Below are 15,477 nucleotides of genomic sequence, written 5' to 3'. Positions count from 1 at the left end.
CGTTACGGTAAGTCATGTTTCCTCCGTCGTTCCTTGATGCGGTCGTGCGCACGCTCACACGTGCAGCAGCAGATGGCGACGTTCCCACGAACTGATCACGCGGAAGAACGCTTCGTATTCGGTTTCCTTCAGCGCCAGGTACGCCTTCACGAACTTGTCACCGAGAATGCCGGCGAGCGGCGTGCACGCCGCCATCAGCGAGATGCCTTCCTCGAGGTTGCGCGGCAGCTGGTACGGCAGGTCGTAGCCGTCGGACGCGATCGGTTCGGTCGGCGCGAGCTGCTGCGTGAGGCCGAGATAACCGGCGGCGAGCGTCGCCGCGAACGCGAGGTACGGATTGCAGTCGACGCCCGGAATCCGGTTCTCGATGCGCCGCGCGACCGGCGTCGACTGCGGGATGCGAAAGCCGACCGTACGGTTGTCGTAGCCCCACTGCACGTTGATCGGCGCGGCCATGAAGCGCGACAGGCGGCGATACGAGTTGATGTACGGTGCGAAGATCGGCATCAGCGCGGGCGTATATTTCTGCAGGCCCGCAAGATAGCTTTGGAACATCGGCGACACGACGCCGCCGTCGTCGGCGAACAGGTTGCGGCCGGTGTGCACATCGGCGAGGCTCTGGTGGATATGCATCGCGGAGCCCGGCTCGTTTTCCATCGGCTTGGCCATGAACGTCGCATACATGTTGTGGCGCAGCGCCGCCTCGCGCACCGTGCGCTTGAACAGGAACACCTGGTCGGCGAGCGACAGCGCGTCGCCGTGCACGAAGTTGATCTCCATCTGCGCGGCGCCGACCTCGTGGATCAGCGTCTCGATGTCGAGGCCCTGCATCTCGCAGTATTCGTAGATGTCCTCGAACAGCGGATCGAACTCGTTGACGGCCTCGATCGAATACGACTGACGGCCGGTTTCCGCCCGCCCCGTGCGCCCGACCGGCGGACGCAGCGGCAGGTCGGGGTCGGCGTTCATGTCGACCAGATAGAACTCGAGTTCAGGCGCGACCACGGGCTTCCAGCCCTTTTCCTTGTACAGGTCGAGCACGCGGCGCAGCACGTAGCGCGGCGAGATCTCGACCGGCGAACCGTCGAAATGCACGCAATCGTGGATCACCTGCGCGGTCGGGTCGACGGCCCACGGAATCAGGCAGATCGTCGACGGATCGGGCACGCACACCATGTCGGGATCGGTCACGCCGGTCAGCGTGCCGTCCTCCGGATAGTCGCCGGTGACGGTCTGCACCATCACGGCCTGCGGCAGGCGCATCGATTCGCCGGACTCGAATTTGTTGCGCGGAATGATCTTGCCGCGCGCGATGCCGGCCATGTCGGGAATGATCGCCTCGACTTCGGTGATGCGGTGCTGGCGCAGGAATTCGCTCAGTTCGGGTTGCATGATCGGCCTCGTTCAGTCGATGTCGGATGCAGCCGGCGACGGCATGGTGCCGCCGGCCGCATAAATGCGGTGTGTCATGCGCGCGCGGCACGCCGCGCCGAATGCCGTAAAGATGTCGCGCGACAGCGGTTGCTCCGCGTGGCGCCATTCGGGATGCCACTGCACGCCGAGCGCGAACGCGCGCGCGCCGCGCACGCTCACGGCCTCGATCAGCCCGTCGGGCGCGCTCGCCTCGACCGCGAGGCCCGCGCCGAGCCGCGCGATACCCTGGTCGTGCAACGAATTGACCATCGCGTCGTGCGCGCCGTGCGCGATCCGTTGCAGCAGCCCGCCCGGCGCGAACTGCACGCGGTGCGCGGGGCCGTACTGCCGCTCGAGCGGATCGCCGTCGCGCTCGCGATGATCGTCGAAGCCCGCGCTCGCATGCAGCCGCTGATGCAAGGTGCCGCCATACGCGACGTTCAGCTCCTGCATGCCGCGGCAGATCGCGAGCACCGGCACGCCCGCATCGATCGCCGCTCGGATCAGCGGCAGCGCGGTCGCATCGCGCGCGGGATCGTGCAGGGTATCGGGCGCGCTCGCCAGGCCGCCGTAGTGATGCGGCTCGACGTTCGAATAACTGCCGGTCATCAGCAGCCCGTCGATCGCCGCGACGATCGCGTCGACCGGCTGCCGCGCACCCAGCGCGGGCAGCACGAACGCCAGCGCGCCGGCACCGTCGACCAGCGCGACGAGATACTTCTCCCCGGCCGTGTGGTTCGGATGGGCGCCGCGCATGACGCGATCGGCGGTGACGGCTACGAGCGGGCGCGGTCGCATGATCGCCTCCGCGATAAATGCGCGACGCGTGCGGACGCGCAGGACGATGGCGGCCCGCGATGGCGCTGCACGCGTCCACGCGCGATCGTGCCGCTCGGACGGTGCGGCAGCAGGCGGTGCGATCCGACGCGAAAGCGGAAAAGGACGCTAGGGCAACAATGAAGCGCTGCCGTCGCACTGCACCGCGCTGAACACGTGTGCGGTGACGACATTGAAGCGGCGCAGGCCGCGATGGGGCACAGCGAAGAAGCGGGGCTCGCGTATGGGGGCGGCGCGCGTGCCGCGATCAGCATGCCGGATCGGCCCGGCCTGAGGCGGCGCGCCCGCCGACGGACTTCGGGTCCGGCGTATCGAAGGGCTGGCGGCTTTCACGATCGTACTCGACTGACTGATGAAGGCAGGACACGTGTCGCGATGAAGCGGGGGCGGCAATGCCGCGCGACGACACGTCGGCAAGGTGTCTCGCAACGGATTCCGGCGCGGTGCGGCGCTGATCGACGCTGTCGCGGCCGGGGCGCGCGTGACGACTTCCTGACATTCAGCTTATATCACCTAAAAATTGCGTCAAATTTTCAGGTACCGATCCCGACATAGATCAGACGAAAAAACGGCATCGACCGCTCGGGTCGATGCCGTTTTGTGCGATGCACCAATGTGCGCCTTGCCAGCCGGCCGGCCGTGGCGCGACATCGCGCCGTGCCGCCGCACGCGCCGACGGATCAGCGATGCGCGAGCGCGGTTTCGACGAGCGTCTGCAGCAGCGGCACGATCCGCGCGGCGCGCGCTTCGTCGTACGCATACGGACGCGTCTCTTCCATGTAAGTGATCTGCGACAGCTCCAGTTGCACGGCTTCGACGCCGGTCGCGGGCACGCCGTAGTGGCGCGTGATGTAGCCGCCCTTGAAACGCCCGTTCGCGACGGCCGTATAACCGCCGTGCGCGCTCACGCATGCGGCCAGCGCCTCGGCAAGGCCCGGCGCGGCGCTCGCGCCGCTCGACGTGCCGAAGTTGAAGTCCGGCAGGCGGCCCTCGAAGAAGCGCGGCACGTGCGAGCGGATCGAATGCGCTTCCCACACGAGCACGCGGCCGTGCTCGCGCTTCAGGCGCGCGATCTCGCCCTGCAGCGCGTCGTGATACGGGCGCCAGTAGCGGTCGCGACGGCGCATGATCTCGTCGTTGCCGGGCAGCGCGCCCGCCGGATACAGCGGCGCCTTGTCGAACGTATCGACCGGCACGAGCCCGGTCGTGTCCTGCCCCGGATACAGGTTCTCGTTGTCGGGCGGACGGTTCAGGTCGACGACGTAACGCGCGTGCGACGGCACGAGGATCGACGCGCCGAGCGTCGCCGCGAAGCCGTACAGGCGCTCGAGGTGCCAGTCGCAATCGTCGACGAAGCGCGCGTCGGGCGTCATCGTCGCGGCGATGTCGTCGGGGATGTGGGTGCCTGCGTGCGGAATCGAGATCAGCAGCGGCAGCGTGCCCTGCTTCAGCGTGAATACAGCCGGTTGTTCAGTCATGTCGCATCACCGTAAAAGTCGGCCGGCGCACGCGCGCGGCGTGCGCCGGATGCCGCGCATTCAGCGCAGCAGTTGCGCCAGCGCGGCGCGGTAGTCGGCATAAGCTGCGGCTTCGTCGCGATGGCGGCGGCCGCTCACGACGCGCTCGCCGCCGGTATAGACGTCGAGCACCGGCGTGTCGCCGTGCTCGGCGAACACCGTGCCCGACAGCCAGGACGCGCTGTCGTGCTCCGCGATCGCCGGATGATCGGGATCGAGCACGAGCCAGTCGGCGCGGCAGCCTTCACGCAGCGCGCCGATGCGCCGCCCGCTCGCCTGCGCGCCGCCCGCGAGCGACGCGTCGAACAGCCGGTCGGCGACATGCGCCTGCGTGTCGCTCGCGAGCACGTTGCGCGCGCGATGCACGAGCCGCTGCCCGTATTCGAGCAGGCGCAGTTCCGAGCGCCAGTCGACCGACGCATGGCTGTCCGAGCCGACGCCGATCACGCCGCCCTGCGCGAGATAGTCGAGCGCCGGGAACACGCCGTCGCCGAGGTTCGCCTCGGTGGTCAGGCACAGGCCGGCCACCGCGCGACGCTTCGCGAGCGCGGCCGTTTCGGCCGCATCGACGTGCGTCGCGTGCACGAGGCACCAGCGCGCATCGACGTCGAAACGATCGAGCAGCCATTGCACGGGACGCGCGCCGTAGGCGCGCACGCAATCGTCGACTTCGGCCGTCTGTTCGGCGATATGGATATGCACCGGCGCGTCGTCGGGCAGGCCTTCGAGCAGCACGCGCAAGCCGTTCTCGGACACCGCGCGCAGCGAGTGCGGGGCGACGCCATAGCGCAGGCCGCCGTGCTCGGGCGCGACGCGGCGCATCGCGTCGAGCAGCTCGAGCAGGCCGTCCGGCGTATTGATGAAGCGGCGCTGGTCGTCGCGCGGCGGCTTGTTGCCGAAGCCGGCGAACTGGTACGACACGGGCAGCATCGTGATGCCGATGCCGGCCGAGCGCGCGGCGTCGACCACGCGCGCACCGAGTTCCGCGATCTGCGGATAGCGTGAGCCGTCCTGCGCGTGATGCACGTAGTGGAATTCGCAGACCGACGTGTAGCCGCACTTCAGCATCTCGACGTACAGCCAGCGCGCGATCGCCGCAAGCGCGTCGGGCGTGATCTTCAGCGCGAAGCGGTACATCAGGTCGCGCCAGCTCCAGAAGCTGTCGGCGGGATTCGCGCGATATTCGGTGAGCCCCGCCATCGCGCGCTGGAACGCGTGCGAATGCAGGTTCGGCATGCCGGGCAGCACGGGCCCGGCCGCGCGCGCGACGCCGGCCGGCGCGTCGGTGTCGGGCGTCACGTCGGTCAGCGTGCCGGCCGCGTCCCAGCGCAGCAGCACGTTGCGGCGCCAGCCATCGGGCAGCCGGGCATGGTCTGCGAACAACATAGAGTCGGTCATCGTGAGTCCTTGTTGGCCGGATTCGGCGAGCTAACGCGCAGTCCGGTCCCAAGCCCCGGATGGCAGGAGGCGGCGCGTCGGCGCCCGCTTCCGCTCCGTGGCGATCGACCGGACCGACGCTTCAGCGCCGCGTCCGGCCCTCCGCAAAAACTAGCCGTTCATCCGGCGAAACACCGTCGCGCCGCCGCGCACGACCTGCTCGCACAGCGGCCGGCCGATCCAGTACGCGAGCTCCGACAGCGAGCCGACCGACCAGACCGCGAAATCGGCCTGGCGGCCGATCTCGAGCGCACCGTGACGATCGGCGCGACCGAGCGCCGCGGCCGCATGGCGCGTCACGCCCTGCAGCACCTCGGGCACCGTCATGCGGAACAGCGTGCAGCCCATGTTCAGCGTCAGCAGCAGCGATTCGAGCGGCGAGGTACCGGGGTTGTGATCGGTCGCGAGCGCGATCGGCACGCCATGCTTGCGCAGCAGCTCGATCGGCGGCAATTGCGTTTCGCGAATGAAGTAATACGCGCCGGGCAACAGCACGGCGACCGTACCGGCCGCCTTCATCGCCTCGATGCCGGCTTCGTCGAGAAATTCGAGGTGGTCGGCCGACAGCGCGCGATAACGCGCGGCAAGCGCGGTGCCGCCCGCGTTCGACAACTGCTCCGCGTGCAGTTTCACCGGCAGCCCGCGCCGCGTCGCGGCCTCGAACACGCGCTCGGTCTGCGCGAGCGAAAAGCCGATGCGCTCGCAGAACACGTCGACCGCGTCGACCAGGCCTTCGTCGGCGAGCGCCGGCAGCATCCGGCCGCACACTTCGTCGATGTATTCATCCGCACGGCCCGCATATTCCGGCGGCAGCGCGTGCGCGCCGAGGAACGTGGTGTAGACCGTGACCGGGAAGCGCTCGCCGAGCTGGCGCGCGACGCGCAGCATCTTGCGCTCGCTCGCGAGGTCGAGCCCGTAGCCCGACTTGATCTCGATCGCCGTCACGCCGTCGGCGAGCAGCGGCTGCAGGCGCGCGGCGGCCTGCACGAACAGCGTCGTCTCGTCGGCCGCGCGCGTCGCGCGCACCGTCGACACGATCCCGCCGCCCTGCCGCGCGATCTCCTCGTAGCTGACGCCGGCGAGGCGCTGCGCGAACTCGTCGGCCCGCGTGCCGCCGTACACGAGGTGCGTATGGCAGTCGACGAGGCCCGGCGTCACCCACGCGCCGTGCAGGTCTTCCCGCTGCCAGTGCGCATAACCGTGCGGCAGCGCGGACAACGCGCCGAGCCACACGATCGTGCCGGTTTCGTCGACGGCGATCGCCGCGTCGTCGATCGTCTCGTCGGGATGGCCGTGCGGACACAGCCTCAGGTGATGCCAGACAGTCGGTTTCATGCGTTCAGTCTCGTTCGCCGACGGCGAGCGACACGGCGAGCAGCGCGCCGCCTCCGCTCACGACGACGTCAAACGCACGCTGCGGCCCGTCGAGCCGCAGCGTGTCCATTTCCTGCAGTGCGTAGTGCGCGCCGTCGATCTCGACGCCGACCGCGCCCGTCGCGCAGAACAGCAGCACGGTATCGGCGCGCTCGGCGCGGTGCGTGCCTTCGGGCCACACGTCGAGCGTCCCGCGCGCGGCCGAACGGCGCGTCATCAGGTTGAAGTCGCGCGTCGCGCCGTCGTGCAGCGTCGCGTCGATCGCCGTCTCGCCGGCGAAGTCCGCACGCGCGAGCGGCGCGTCGAGCACGTGGCGCGCGCCCCCTTCTTCGGCGAGCGTCATGCCCGCGCCGGACAGCAGCACGAGCGTGCGGTCGATCCCGTCGAAACGCGAGAACGGGCCGGCCGCGCCGACGTCCGCGACGCTCACGCGCCATGCGAACCTATCGAGCGCGGCGCCCGGCGGGAATGCACCGATCTCGCGCGTCACGCCGCCGCCGTTCTTCCACGGCGACGCGACGAGATCCGCCGCGCGGATCATCGTCACGCTCACCGGCGCCTGGTCGAGCGCCGTCATGCTCAGCGGCCGAGCATCGGCAGCTTCAGGCCGGCTTCGCGGGCCGTCTGCTGCGCGAGTTCGTAGCCGGCATCCGCATGGCGCATCACGCCCGTCGCCGGATCGTTCAGCAGCACGCGGCCGAGACGCTCGTGCGCTTCGGCGGTACCGTCGGCGACGATCACGACGCCCGAGTGCTGCGAGAAGCCCATGCCGACGCCGCCGCCATGATGCAGCGACACCCACGATGCGCCGCCTGCGGTGTTCAGCAGGGCGTTCAGCAGCGGCCAGTCGCTCACGGCGTCCGAACCGTCCTTCATCGATTCCGTCTCGCGGTTCGGGCTCGCGACCGAACCGGTGTCGAGGTGGTCGCGGCCGATCACGATCGGGGCCTTCAGTTCGCCGTTCTTCACCATCTCGTTGAACGCCTGGCCGAGGCGATAGCGATCCTTCACGCCGACCCAGCAGATCCGCGCCGGCAGACCCTGGAACGCGATGCGCTCACGCGCCATGTCGAGCCAGTTGTGCAGGTGCGGATCGTCGGGGATCAGCTCCTTCACCTTCTGGTCGGTCTTGTAGATGTCTTCCGGATCGCCGGACAGCGCGACCCAGCGGAACGGGCCCTTGCCTTCGCAGAACAGCGGGCGGATATAGGCCGGCACGAAGCCCGGGAAGTCGAATGCGTTCTCGACGCCCATTTCCAGCGCCATCTGGCGGATGTTGTTGCCGTAGTCGAGCGTGGCGGCGCCGCGCTCCTGCAGCGTCAGCATCGCGCGCACCTGCACGGCCATCGACTGCTTCGCGACCTTCACGATGCTCTGCGGATCGACCTTCTGCGCTTCGCGCCATTGCGCGACGGTCCAGCCTTGCGGCAGGTAGCCGTTGATCGGGTCGTGCGCGCTCGTCTGGTCGGTCACGCAGTCCGGCGTGATACCGCGCGTCACGAGTTCCGCGAACACGTCGGCCGCGTTGCCGAGCAGGCCGACCGACACCGGCTTGCCGGTGCGCTTCGCTTCGTCGATCATGCCGAGCGCTTCGTCGAGCGTCGTCGCCTTCTTGTCGACGTAGCGCGTCTTCAGGCGGAAGTCGATGCGCGTCTCGTCGCATTCGACCGCGATCATCGAGAAGCCGGCCATCGTCGCGGCGAGCGGCTGCGCGCCGCCCATACCGCCGAGGCCGCCCGTCAGGATCCAGCGGCCCGACGGATCGCCGTTGAAGTGCTGGTTCGCGACCGAGAAGAAGGTTTCATAGGTGCCCTGCACGATGCCCTGGCTGCCGATGTAGATCCAGCTGCCGGCCGTCATCTGGCCGTACATCATCAGGCCCTTGCGGTCGAGCTCGTGGAAGTGATCCCAGGTCGCCCAGTGCGGCACCAGGTTCGAGTTCGCGAGCAGCACGCGCGGCGCATCCTTGTGCGTGCGGAACACACCGACCGGCTTGCCCGACTGGATCAGCAGCGTCTCGTTCTCTTCGAGATCCTTCAGCGACGCGAGGATCTGGTCGTAGCATTCCCAGTTGCGCGCCGCGCGGCCGATGCCGCCGTACACGACGAGCGCGTGCGGATGCTCGGCGACTTCCGGATCCAGGTTGTTCTGGATCATCCGGTAGGCCGCTTCGGCCAGCCAGGTCTTGCAGACCTTCTCGCTGCCGCGCGGCGCGCGGATCGTGCGGGTCGGATCGAGACGGGGATCGATGTGTTTCGGATGGTTCATGACGACTGCTCCCGAAGGAAAATGACTATCAAATAGGAATCAGAAATGCCCGGTGAAGCGATAACGGCTGCCGGGGTGCCACAGATTCGCCACCGAGGCGACGACGCCCTGCGACCAGGTGCGCCGATGTAAAACCAGACACGGCTCGACGTCGTCCATCCGCAGCTGCTCGCGCCGCCCGGGCGCCGGAGCCGCCGCTTCGATCCGGTACTCGACGCGCTGCAGCGGGGCCGCGCGCATCAGGTACAGGTTCGGCGTCGTGTTCGTAAAATCCTGCTCGGCATAATCCGGCGCGACCGCCGGATTCACCCACCGTTCTTCGAGCTGGACGGGTTCGTCATTCTCGAAGTGCAACACCTGTGAATAAAACAGCTTCGCGCGCACGGCCATCTGCATCTCGTCGGCGAGCGCCTCGTCGGCGCGGATCGTCTCGAGGCCGAGCACGCTGGCGCGGTACGCATGCCCGCGCGCGTCGACCTCTTCCGAGATGCTGCGGATCGCGACGAGCGTCGACTCGTACTTCGGCCGCGCGACGTAGGTGCCGGCGCCCTTCATGCGCGTCAGCACCTGCTCGGCCGTCAACTCGCGCAACGCGCGGTTGACGGTCATGCGCGCGACCTTGAACTCGCGGGCCAGTTCGTTCTCGGAGGGCACCTGGTCGCCCTCCGCCCACTCGCCGGCGTGAATGCGGCCCAGGATGAAATCCTTGATCTCCTGGTAGACCGGCGCGCTCATGGGCTTACTGTTCCGATGCGAACGAGAACGGCGCGACCTTCGCGAACGCGCGCTCGCCGACGAGCTTCGCGATCACCGCGATGTCCGGTGCGAAGTAGTGGTCGAGCTCGTAGTGCGCAACCTTGCCGCGGATCGTTTCCATCACCGGCGCGAGCTTCGGGCTCGTGTGGTACGGCGCGCGCAGGTCGACGCCCTGGGCGGCGGCCAGCAGTTCGATCGCGAGGATGTGCTTCGTGTTGTCCGCGATGTCGGCGAGCTTGCGCGCGGCGAACGTCGCCATCGACACGTGGTCTTCCTGGTTCGCCGAGGTCGGCAGCGAGTCGACCGACGCCGGGTGCGCGAGCGTCTTGTTTTCCGATGCCAGCGCGGCCGCCGTCACGTGGGCGATCATGAAGCCCGAGTTCACGCCGCCGTCCTTCACGAGGAACGGGGGCAGGCCCGACAGCGTCGCGTCGATCAGCAGCGCGATGCGGCGCTCGGCCAGCGCGCCGATTTCCGCCGCGGCGAGCGCGAGGTTGTCGGCCGCGAATGCGACGGGTTCAGCGTGGAAGTTGCCGCCCGACAGCACTTCGCCGGTATCCGGGAAGATCAGCGGGTTGTCCGACACGGCGTTCGCTTCGACCAGCAGCACGTCGGCTGCATGGCGCATCTGGTCCAGGCACGCGCCCATCACCTGCGGCTGGCAGCGCAGGCTGTACGGATCCTGCACCTTGTCGCAGTCGCGGTGCGACTGGTTGATCGGCGAGCCTTCGAGCAGGTCGCGGTACGACGCGGCCGCGTCGATCTGCCCTTGATGGCCGCGCAGTTCGTGGATGCGGGCGTCGAACGGCTTCACCGAGCCGGCTGCCGCGTCGACCGACAGCGCGCCCGCGACCAGCGCGGTGCGGTACAGGTCTTCGATCGCGAACATGTTGTCGAGCGCCAGCGCGGTCGACGCCTGCGTGCCGTTCAGCAGCGCCAGGCCTTCCTTCGCCTGCAGCGTCAGCGGCGCGAGGCCCGCGACGCGCAGACCGTCCAGCGCGCTGGCGCGCTCGCCGCGGATGAACACTTCACCGACGCCCAGCAGCACGGCCGACATGTGCGCGAGGGGTGCCAGGTCGCCCGATGCGCCGACCGAGCCCTTCACCGGGATCAGCGGCAGCACGTCGGCGTTGAACAGCGTGATCAGCGCGTCCATCACTTCGCGACGGATGCCGGAGTGGCCGCGGCCGAGGCTCGACAGCTTCAGTGCCATCAGGAGACGCACCGACGAGCGCGCCATCGGCTCGCCCACGCCGACCGCATGCGACAGCACCAGGTTCTTCTGCAGCAGCTCGAGCTGGTCGTGCGGGATGTGCGTGCTGGCCAGGCGGCCGAAACCCGTGTTGATGCCGTATGCGGGCTCGCCCTTCGCCGCGATGTCGGCGACGGCCTTCGCGCCCGCGTCGATCTTCGCGAAGCTCGCCGGGTCGAGCTTGAGCTGCACGGATTCGCGAGCGATCTTGCGCAGTTGCGGAAGGGTCAGGTGGCCGGGGGTCAACGTAATCATGTGAGCAATCCTGTCTAGACAAGTTCGGGATGGATTGCAGTGTAGCCACCGCGACTTGTCTAGACAACCTGTTTTTCATAATTCCGACTCGGGAGTTTCCCTGATGTCCGGCGCGGCGCGCCGGAGCGGCCAGACAGGCCTCGCAATTAACATATGTTGCAATTATTTTGTCTTTGGCAACATACGAATCGACGCTTCCCTACGATCCGCCCACGGAGATCCGCCATGACCACCCCGCCCCGGTTGACCACCCTTCTCGGCCGCGGCCTGCTCGTCGCCGCGTGCGCGCTCGCGTGCGGCGCATCGCTCGCCGCGGAGCCGCTGTCCGGCACGCTCGAGAAGGTGCGGCAAAGCGGCCTGATCTCGATCGGCCATCGCGAGACGTCGGTGCCGTTCTCCTATGTCGACGCGAGCGGCAAGGTGATCGGCTTCTCGCAGGACCTGTGCGACCGCGTGATCGCCGCCGTGAAGGCGCGCACCGGCAAGCCCGACCTGCAGGCGCGCTTCATCCCGGTCACGTCGCAGAACCGCATCCCGCTCGTGCAGAACGGCACCGTCGATCTCGAATGCGGGGTGACCACCAACCTCGCCGCGCGTCACGCGCAGGTCGCGTTCTCGACCACCTTCTTCGTCGCGACGACGCGCCTGCTCACGCGCACGAACTCGGGCATCCGCGACTTCCCCGATCTCGCCGGCAAGACGGTCGTGACGAACCAGGGCACGACGTCCGAACGCCTGCTGCGCAAGATGAACGAGGAAAAGAAGATGAACATGCAGATCATCAGCGCGAAGGACTACGGCGAAGGACGCCTCACGCTCGAATCGGGCCGCGCGGCCGCGTACATGATGGACGACGTGCTGCTCGCCGGCGTGCGCCAGCTCGCGGCGAAGCCGGCCGACTGGGCGATCGTCGGCACGCCGCAATCGTCGGAAGCGTACGGGTTCATGCTGCGCAAGGACGATCCGCAGTTCAAGGCGCTCGTCGACGGCGTGCTCGTGCAGTTGATGAAGAGCGGCGGGATCAACGCGCTGTACGACAAGTGGTTCATGAAGCCGGTGCCGCCGAAGGGGCTCGCGTTCGAGTTCCCGATGAGCGACGTGATCAAGGCGCGCTACGCGGCGCCCAACGACGTACCGCTCGAATGAGCGTCGCGCGCTGAAACGGGGTCAGCGCGCCCACGCGACGCACGCCGCGTAGCCGGGCGCCGCGTCGAGCCAGCCCGCGTCGAACGCGGCCACGCCGGCGGCGGGCGCGGCCGGCTCGACGATCGTCGTCGCGGGCGTCGCCGCATCGCGCGGCGGCACGACCGCGAACGCGCGCAGCCCGCCGACGATGCCGGTGCCGAGCGCCTTCAGCAGCGCCTCCTTCGCGGCCCACACGCGCATGAACGCGTCCGCGCGGGCGGCGAGCGGCAGGCCGTCGAGATACGCAGCCTCGGCGGCCGCGCACACTTCGCGCGTCAGCGCACGCCAGTCGGTCGTGCGGTTGCAGCTTTCGATATCGACGCCGACGCGCCCCGTCGCCGCCCACGCGATGAGCGCGTGATCGCCCGCGTGCGACACGTTGAAATCGAGCGACACGCGATGCGCGGAATCCAGCGACGGCCGTCCCGATGCGTCGACGACGATCGCGATGTCCTTCGGCGCGATGCCGAGCGCCGCACCGAGCACGTCGCGCAGCGCGGCGCGCGTCGCGGCACTGCGCACCGCATCCTCCTGCCGCAGATAGCGCCCGGCACGCCCCCGCTCCGCGTCGCTCAGCGCCGCGTAGGCGGGCGATGCGAGCGGCACGCGCCAGTCGAAATCGACGCGCGCGACCTGCACGCCGGCACGCGACGCGGCCGGCGGCACATCGAGCAGGTGCACGCGCCACGCGCGGGACAGGTCGTCGGCAATCTCGGAATCGGGTGGAATGGACATCGGCACGCGGCAGTCAGGCGAACGAAACGTTCGATGTTAATCGATCGTACGGGACGGAGACCGACGCATCGCGACCGAGATCGTCGGCAGCGGCAGCAGCGGCAGCCGGTGCAACCGTCTCATCGACGCGATGGCCGGGTTGCGCGCGCGTTCACCCGTGCGCGACGGCACCCGGCACGCCGCTTCCCGCCAGCCGCGCACGCTGCGCCGGATGGCGCGCGTGGACGCGGCCCGGCGCATCGGCCGGCAGCGCGCCGTGTTGCAGCCAATCCAGCGCGACGGGCCACAGCGTGTCGGTGAAGCGGCTGTGGAAGAACGCGAAGTGGCCTATCGCGTCGACGCCGATGTCGCGCGGCGCGATCCGCAGGTGCGTGACGTCGCTGCCCGTGTAGTAGCCGACCAGCCGTTCGATCGCGTCGACCGTGCCGAACCCGTCGTCGTCGAGGCCGATCGCGAGCATCGACGCCGGCAGCCGCGCGAAGCGGGCCGGCAGCGCGGCGCGGCTCGCCGCGGGTTCGGCGAGCAGGCCGTGCGTGAAGGCGTCCTCGAAGCGCGGTTGCGCGCGCACCCACGACAGCGCGACGCCGCGCGGCGTGTCTTCCATCCAGCCGAGCCGCTTCGCGGGCACGTAGCCGAACACGGCCGCGAGCGCCGGCATCGCGACGTGCCATTTCCACCACATGCGCCGCCGCTCTTCCGGCCGATAGTCGCGCCAGTACGCATACTGCGCGCCCACCGTCACCACGTGACGCACGTACGCGTTCGACGCCGCGAGCCCGAGCACGCAGCCGCCGATGCTGTGCGCGACGACGTCGAGCGGCTGGCCCGGAAATGCATCGCGCGTGTATTGCAGCGCGGCCTCGCAATCGAGCCGCCCCCAGTCGAGCCAGTTCGCGCGCAGCTTCGCGAGCCGCGCGGGGCGCGAGCCGCCGATCCCGCGATAGTCGTAGACGAGCACGTCGCGCCCCCGCGCGAACAGCCAGGCCGCGAAACGGAAGTAGTAGTCGCAGCGCACCGACGTCGCGCAATTGACGACCGTCACGGGCCGCACGGTGCTGCCGCGATGCCGCCACACGTAGCCGCGCAGCACGTAACCGTCGGCCGCGGTCAGCGTCACGACCTCCGGCGGCAACGCACCCGCCGGGCGCCCCGCTGCCTGATCCGCCGCGCACGCGGCCCCGCCTGCTTCGTTCGAAATCGTCATCGTGTCTCCTGTGCGGCACCGCCTGCCCGGCGCCCGCCCGATCGGCCAGCCTCCATTGAACTTGACGCGCCGGACGTTCTCAACCAATCTTGCTGCTCCGTTCGCATGAGCCCTACGCATGTCAACGCCGCTCGTCCGTCTCCCGTCGCTGGACCTCGTGCGCGGCTTCGTCGCCGTCGGCCGCCGCATGAGCATCACGCTCGCCGCGCAGGACCTGTGCGTCACGCAGTCGGCGGTCAGCCGCCAGGTGCACGCGCTCGAGGCGCATCTCGGCGTCGCGCTGCTGCAGCGCGGCTATCGCAAGATCGCGTTCACGCCGGAAGGCGAGCGGCTGTTCCGCGCCGCCGATGCGGCGCTGCTCAGCCTGCAGGACACCGTCGCATCGCTCGCCGCCGCACGCGAGCGGCAACCCGTCACGATCACCGCGAGCATCGGCGTCACCGCGCTGTGGCTGCTGCCCAGACTCGGGCGCCTGCAGGCGCGCCTGCCCGACATCGACTTGCGCGTGGCCGCGAATGACAAGGTACTCGATTTGCGCGCGGAAGGCATCGACCTCGGAATCCGCTACTGCCCGCGCGAGCGCGCGCCGGCCGGCGCGCTGCACCTGTTCGACGAGATCGTCGTGCCGGTCGCGCACCCCGCGCTGGCCGCCCGGCCCGTCACCGACGCGGCGGCGATCGCCGAGCACGTGCTGCTCGAATTCGACGGGCCGCCGCAAACCCGACTGCAGTGGCGTGCGCACCTGCACGCGGCCGGGCTCGGCGACGCGCGCCCGAAGGGCGTGCTGCGCTTCAACCAGTACGACCAGGTCATCCACGCCGCGATCGCCGGCCAGGGCGTCGCGCTCGGCAGGCTCGCGCTCGTCGCGCCGATGCTCGCCGACGGCCGGCTCGCGGTGCTCGGCCCGCACTCGCAGGCGTTGTCGGATGCGTACGGCTACTGGCTGTTCCGGCACGATCCGGCACCGCGCCGCGAAGTCGCCGACGTGCGCGACTGGATCCTCGCGGAAGCGGCCGAGTGCGACGCCGCGATGCGGGCGTACGACGTGGCGCAGCGGTAGCCGCGAGCCGCGAGCGAAATCCCGCATCGAGGCGGCGCCGGCGTGGCCTTCGCACGTACATGAACGCCGCCACGGGCGCTGCACCGACGCCCCGCTCCGTTGCATCGGCCGCCTGTCACGCCGGCTGCATGCGGCGCAGCGGCTTCACGCATCCGGCGCATACAGCCCGCGTCGCCGACATCGC

The 15,477-nt window shown here is 69.3% G+C and carries 13 protein-coding genes; 2 read left to right on the top strand and 11 right to left on the bottom strand.

Going from position 1 to position 15,477, the window contains the following annotated elements:
• Window positions 1-54: 54 nt before the first annotated feature.
• The 9 genes from DIE17_RS33715 to hutH all read right to left on the bottom strand — a co-directional run bounded on the left by DIE17_RS33715 (window position 55) and on the right by hutH (window position 11,109).
• Window positions 55-1,392: a glutamine synthetase family protein gene (locus tag DIE17_RS33715; RefSeq protein WP_044847659.1), complete on the bottom strand. Its 1,338-nt coding sequence runs from the start codon at window positions 1,390-1,392 to the stop codon at window positions 55-57.
• A gap of 12 nt (window positions 1,393-1,404) precedes the next feature.
• Window positions 1,405-2,211 (bottom strand): gamma-glutamyl-gamma-aminobutyrate hydrolase family protein, encoded by an 807-nt coding sequence (locus DIE17_RS33710; protein WP_124523582.1) that lies wholly within the window; start codon window positions 2,209-2,211, stop codon window positions 1,405-1,407.
• Between the two features lie 719 nt (window positions 2,212-2,930).
• Window positions 2,931-3,728, bottom strand: a complete 798-nt coding sequence (gene hutG, locus DIE17_RS33700; protein ID WP_124489555.1) for an N-formylglutamate deformylase — start codon at window positions 3,726-3,728, stop codon at window positions 2,931-2,933.
• A gap of 60 nt (window positions 3,729-3,788) precedes the next feature.
• On the bottom strand, window positions 3,789-5,165 hold the full coding sequence (locus DIE17_RS33695) for a formimidoylglutamate deiminase (protein ID WP_124489554.1): 1,377 nt from the start codon (window positions 5,163-5,165) through the stop codon (window positions 3,789-3,791).
• A 150-nt stretch (window positions 5,166-5,315) separates the two neighbouring features.
• Window positions 5,316-6,539: an imidazolonepropionase gene (gene hutI, locus DIE17_RS33690; protein ID WP_044847655.1), complete on the bottom strand. Its 1,224-nt coding sequence runs from the start codon at window positions 6,537-6,539 to the stop codon at window positions 5,316-5,318.
• Between the two features lie 4 nt (window positions 6,540-6,543).
• A complete protein-coding gene (locus tag DIE17_RS33685) occupies window positions 6,544-7,155 on the bottom strand; it encodes a HutD family protein (RefSeq protein WP_124489553.1) in 612 nt (203 codons plus the stop codon).
• Window positions 7,156-7,157: 2 nt separating this feature from the next.
• On the bottom strand, window positions 7,158-8,846 hold the full coding sequence (gene hutU, locus DIE17_RS33680) for a urocanate hydratase (RefSeq protein ID WP_044847653.1): 1,689 nt from the start codon (window positions 8,844-8,846) through the stop codon (window positions 7,158-7,160).
• 39 nt (window positions 8,847-8,885) lie between these two features.
• The gene (gene hutC, locus DIE17_RS33675) at window positions 8,886-9,581 is read right to left on the bottom strand and encodes a histidine utilization repressor (protein WP_124489552.1); all 696 of its coding nucleotides are present in this window, start codon (window positions 9,579-9,581) and stop codon (window positions 8,886-8,888) included.
• 4 nt (window positions 9,582-9,585) lie between these two features.
• Entirely contained in the window at window positions 9,586-11,109 is a 1,524-nt protein-coding gene (gene hutH, locus DIE17_RS33670) for a histidine ammonia-lyase (RefSeq protein ID WP_044847651.1), read from the bottom strand.
• A gap of 225 nt (window positions 11,110-11,334) precedes the next feature.
• Between hutH and DIE17_RS33665 the strand changes: the two genes are divergently transcribed.
• Window positions 11,335-12,255 carry a glutamate/aspartate ABC transporter substrate-binding protein gene (locus tag DIE17_RS33665; protein WP_124523584.1) on the top strand — a complete coding sequence of 307 codons (921 nt, stop codon included), beginning with the start codon at window positions 11,335-11,337 and terminating at the stop codon, window positions 12,253-12,255.
• Window positions 12,256-12,276: 21 nt separating this feature from the next.
• Here DIE17_RS33665 and DIE17_RS33660 read toward each other — a convergent pair whose 3' ends face one another.
• Window positions 12,277-13,029 carry a 4'-phosphopantetheinyl transferase family protein gene (locus tag DIE17_RS33660; RefSeq protein WP_124523586.1) on the bottom strand — a complete coding sequence of 251 codons (753 nt, stop codon included), beginning with the start codon at window positions 13,027-13,029 and terminating at the stop codon, window positions 12,277-12,279.
• Between the two features lie 151 nt (window positions 13,030-13,180).
• A complete protein-coding gene (locus DIE17_RS33655) occupies window positions 13,181-14,233 on the bottom strand; it encodes an alpha/beta fold hydrolase (protein ID WP_124523880.1) in 1,053 nt (350 codons plus the stop codon).
• A 118-nt stretch (window positions 14,234-14,351) separates the two neighbouring features.
• Here DIE17_RS33655 and DIE17_RS33650 point away from each other — a divergent pair, with 118 nt between their 5' ends.
• Window positions 14,352-15,293 (top strand): LysR substrate-binding domain-containing protein, encoded by a 942-nt coding sequence (locus DIE17_RS33650; RefSeq protein WP_124489547.1) that lies wholly within the window; start codon window positions 14,352-14,354, stop codon window positions 15,291-15,293.
• Window positions 15,294-15,477: the final 184 nt, after the last annotated feature.

The sequence above is a fragment of the Burkholderia sp. Bp9099 genome (genome assembly GCF_003857805.1).
GTDB lineage: Bacteria > Pseudomonadota > Gammaproteobacteria > Burkholderiales > Burkholderiaceae > Burkholderia.
The sequence above is the reverse complement of the archived record's forward strand: the minus strand, read 5'-3'. Positions and strand labels throughout refer to the sequence as shown.

What these genes read in the sequence shown, in the direction of transcription:
- DIE17_RS33715 (WP_044847659.1), bottom strand. Translation starts at nt 1,392, where the DNA reads ATGCAACCCGAACTGAGCGAATTCCTGCGCCAGCACCGCATCACCGAA.
- DIE17_RS33710 (WP_124523582.1), bottom strand. Translation starts at nt 2,211, where the DNA reads ATGCGACCGCGCCCGCTCGTAGCCGTCACCGCCGATCGCGTCATGCGC.
- hutG (WP_124489555.1), bottom strand. Translation starts at nt 3,728, where the DNA reads ATGACTGAACAACCGGCTGTATTCACGCTGAAGCAGGGCACGCTGCCG.
- DIE17_RS33695 (WP_124489554.1), bottom strand. Translation starts at nt 5,165, where the DNA reads ATGACCGACTCTATGTTGTTCGCAGACCATGCCCGGCTGCCCGATGGC.
- hutI (WP_044847655.1), bottom strand. Translation starts at nt 6,539, where the DNA reads ATGAAACCGACTGTCTGGCATCACCTGAGGCTGTGTCCGCACGGCCAT.
- DIE17_RS33685 (WP_124489553.1), bottom strand. Translation starts at nt 7,155, where the DNA reads ATGACGGCGCTCGACCAGGCGCCGGTGAGCGTGACGATGATCCGCGCG.
- hutU (WP_044847653.1), bottom strand. Translation starts at nt 8,846, where the DNA reads ATGAACCATCCGAAACACATCGATCCCCGTCTCGATCCGACCCGCACG.
- hutC (WP_124489552.1), bottom strand. Translation starts at nt 9,581, where the DNA reads ATGAGCGCGCCGGTCTACCAGGAGATCAAGGATTTCATCCTGGGCCGC.
- hutH (WP_044847651.1), bottom strand. Translation starts at nt 11,109, where the DNA reads ATGATTACGTTGACCCCCGGCCACCTGACCCTTCCGCAACTGCGCAAG.
- DIE17_RS33665 (WP_124523584.1), top strand. Translation starts at nt 11,335, where the DNA reads ATGACCACCCCGCCCCGGTTGACCACCCTTCTCGGCCGCGGCCTGCTC.
- DIE17_RS33660 (WP_124523586.1), bottom strand. Translation starts at nt 13,029, where the DNA reads ATGTCCATTCCACCCGATTCCGAGATTGCCGACGACCTGTCCCGCGCG.
- DIE17_RS33655 (WP_124523880.1), bottom strand. Translation starts at nt 14,233, where the DNA reads ATGACGATTTCGAACGAAGCAGGCGGGGCCGCGTGCGCGGCGGATCAG.
- DIE17_RS33650 (WP_124489547.1), top strand. Translation starts at nt 14,352, where the DNA reads ATGTCAACGCCGCTCGTCCGTCTCCCGTCGCTGGACCTCGTGCGCGGC.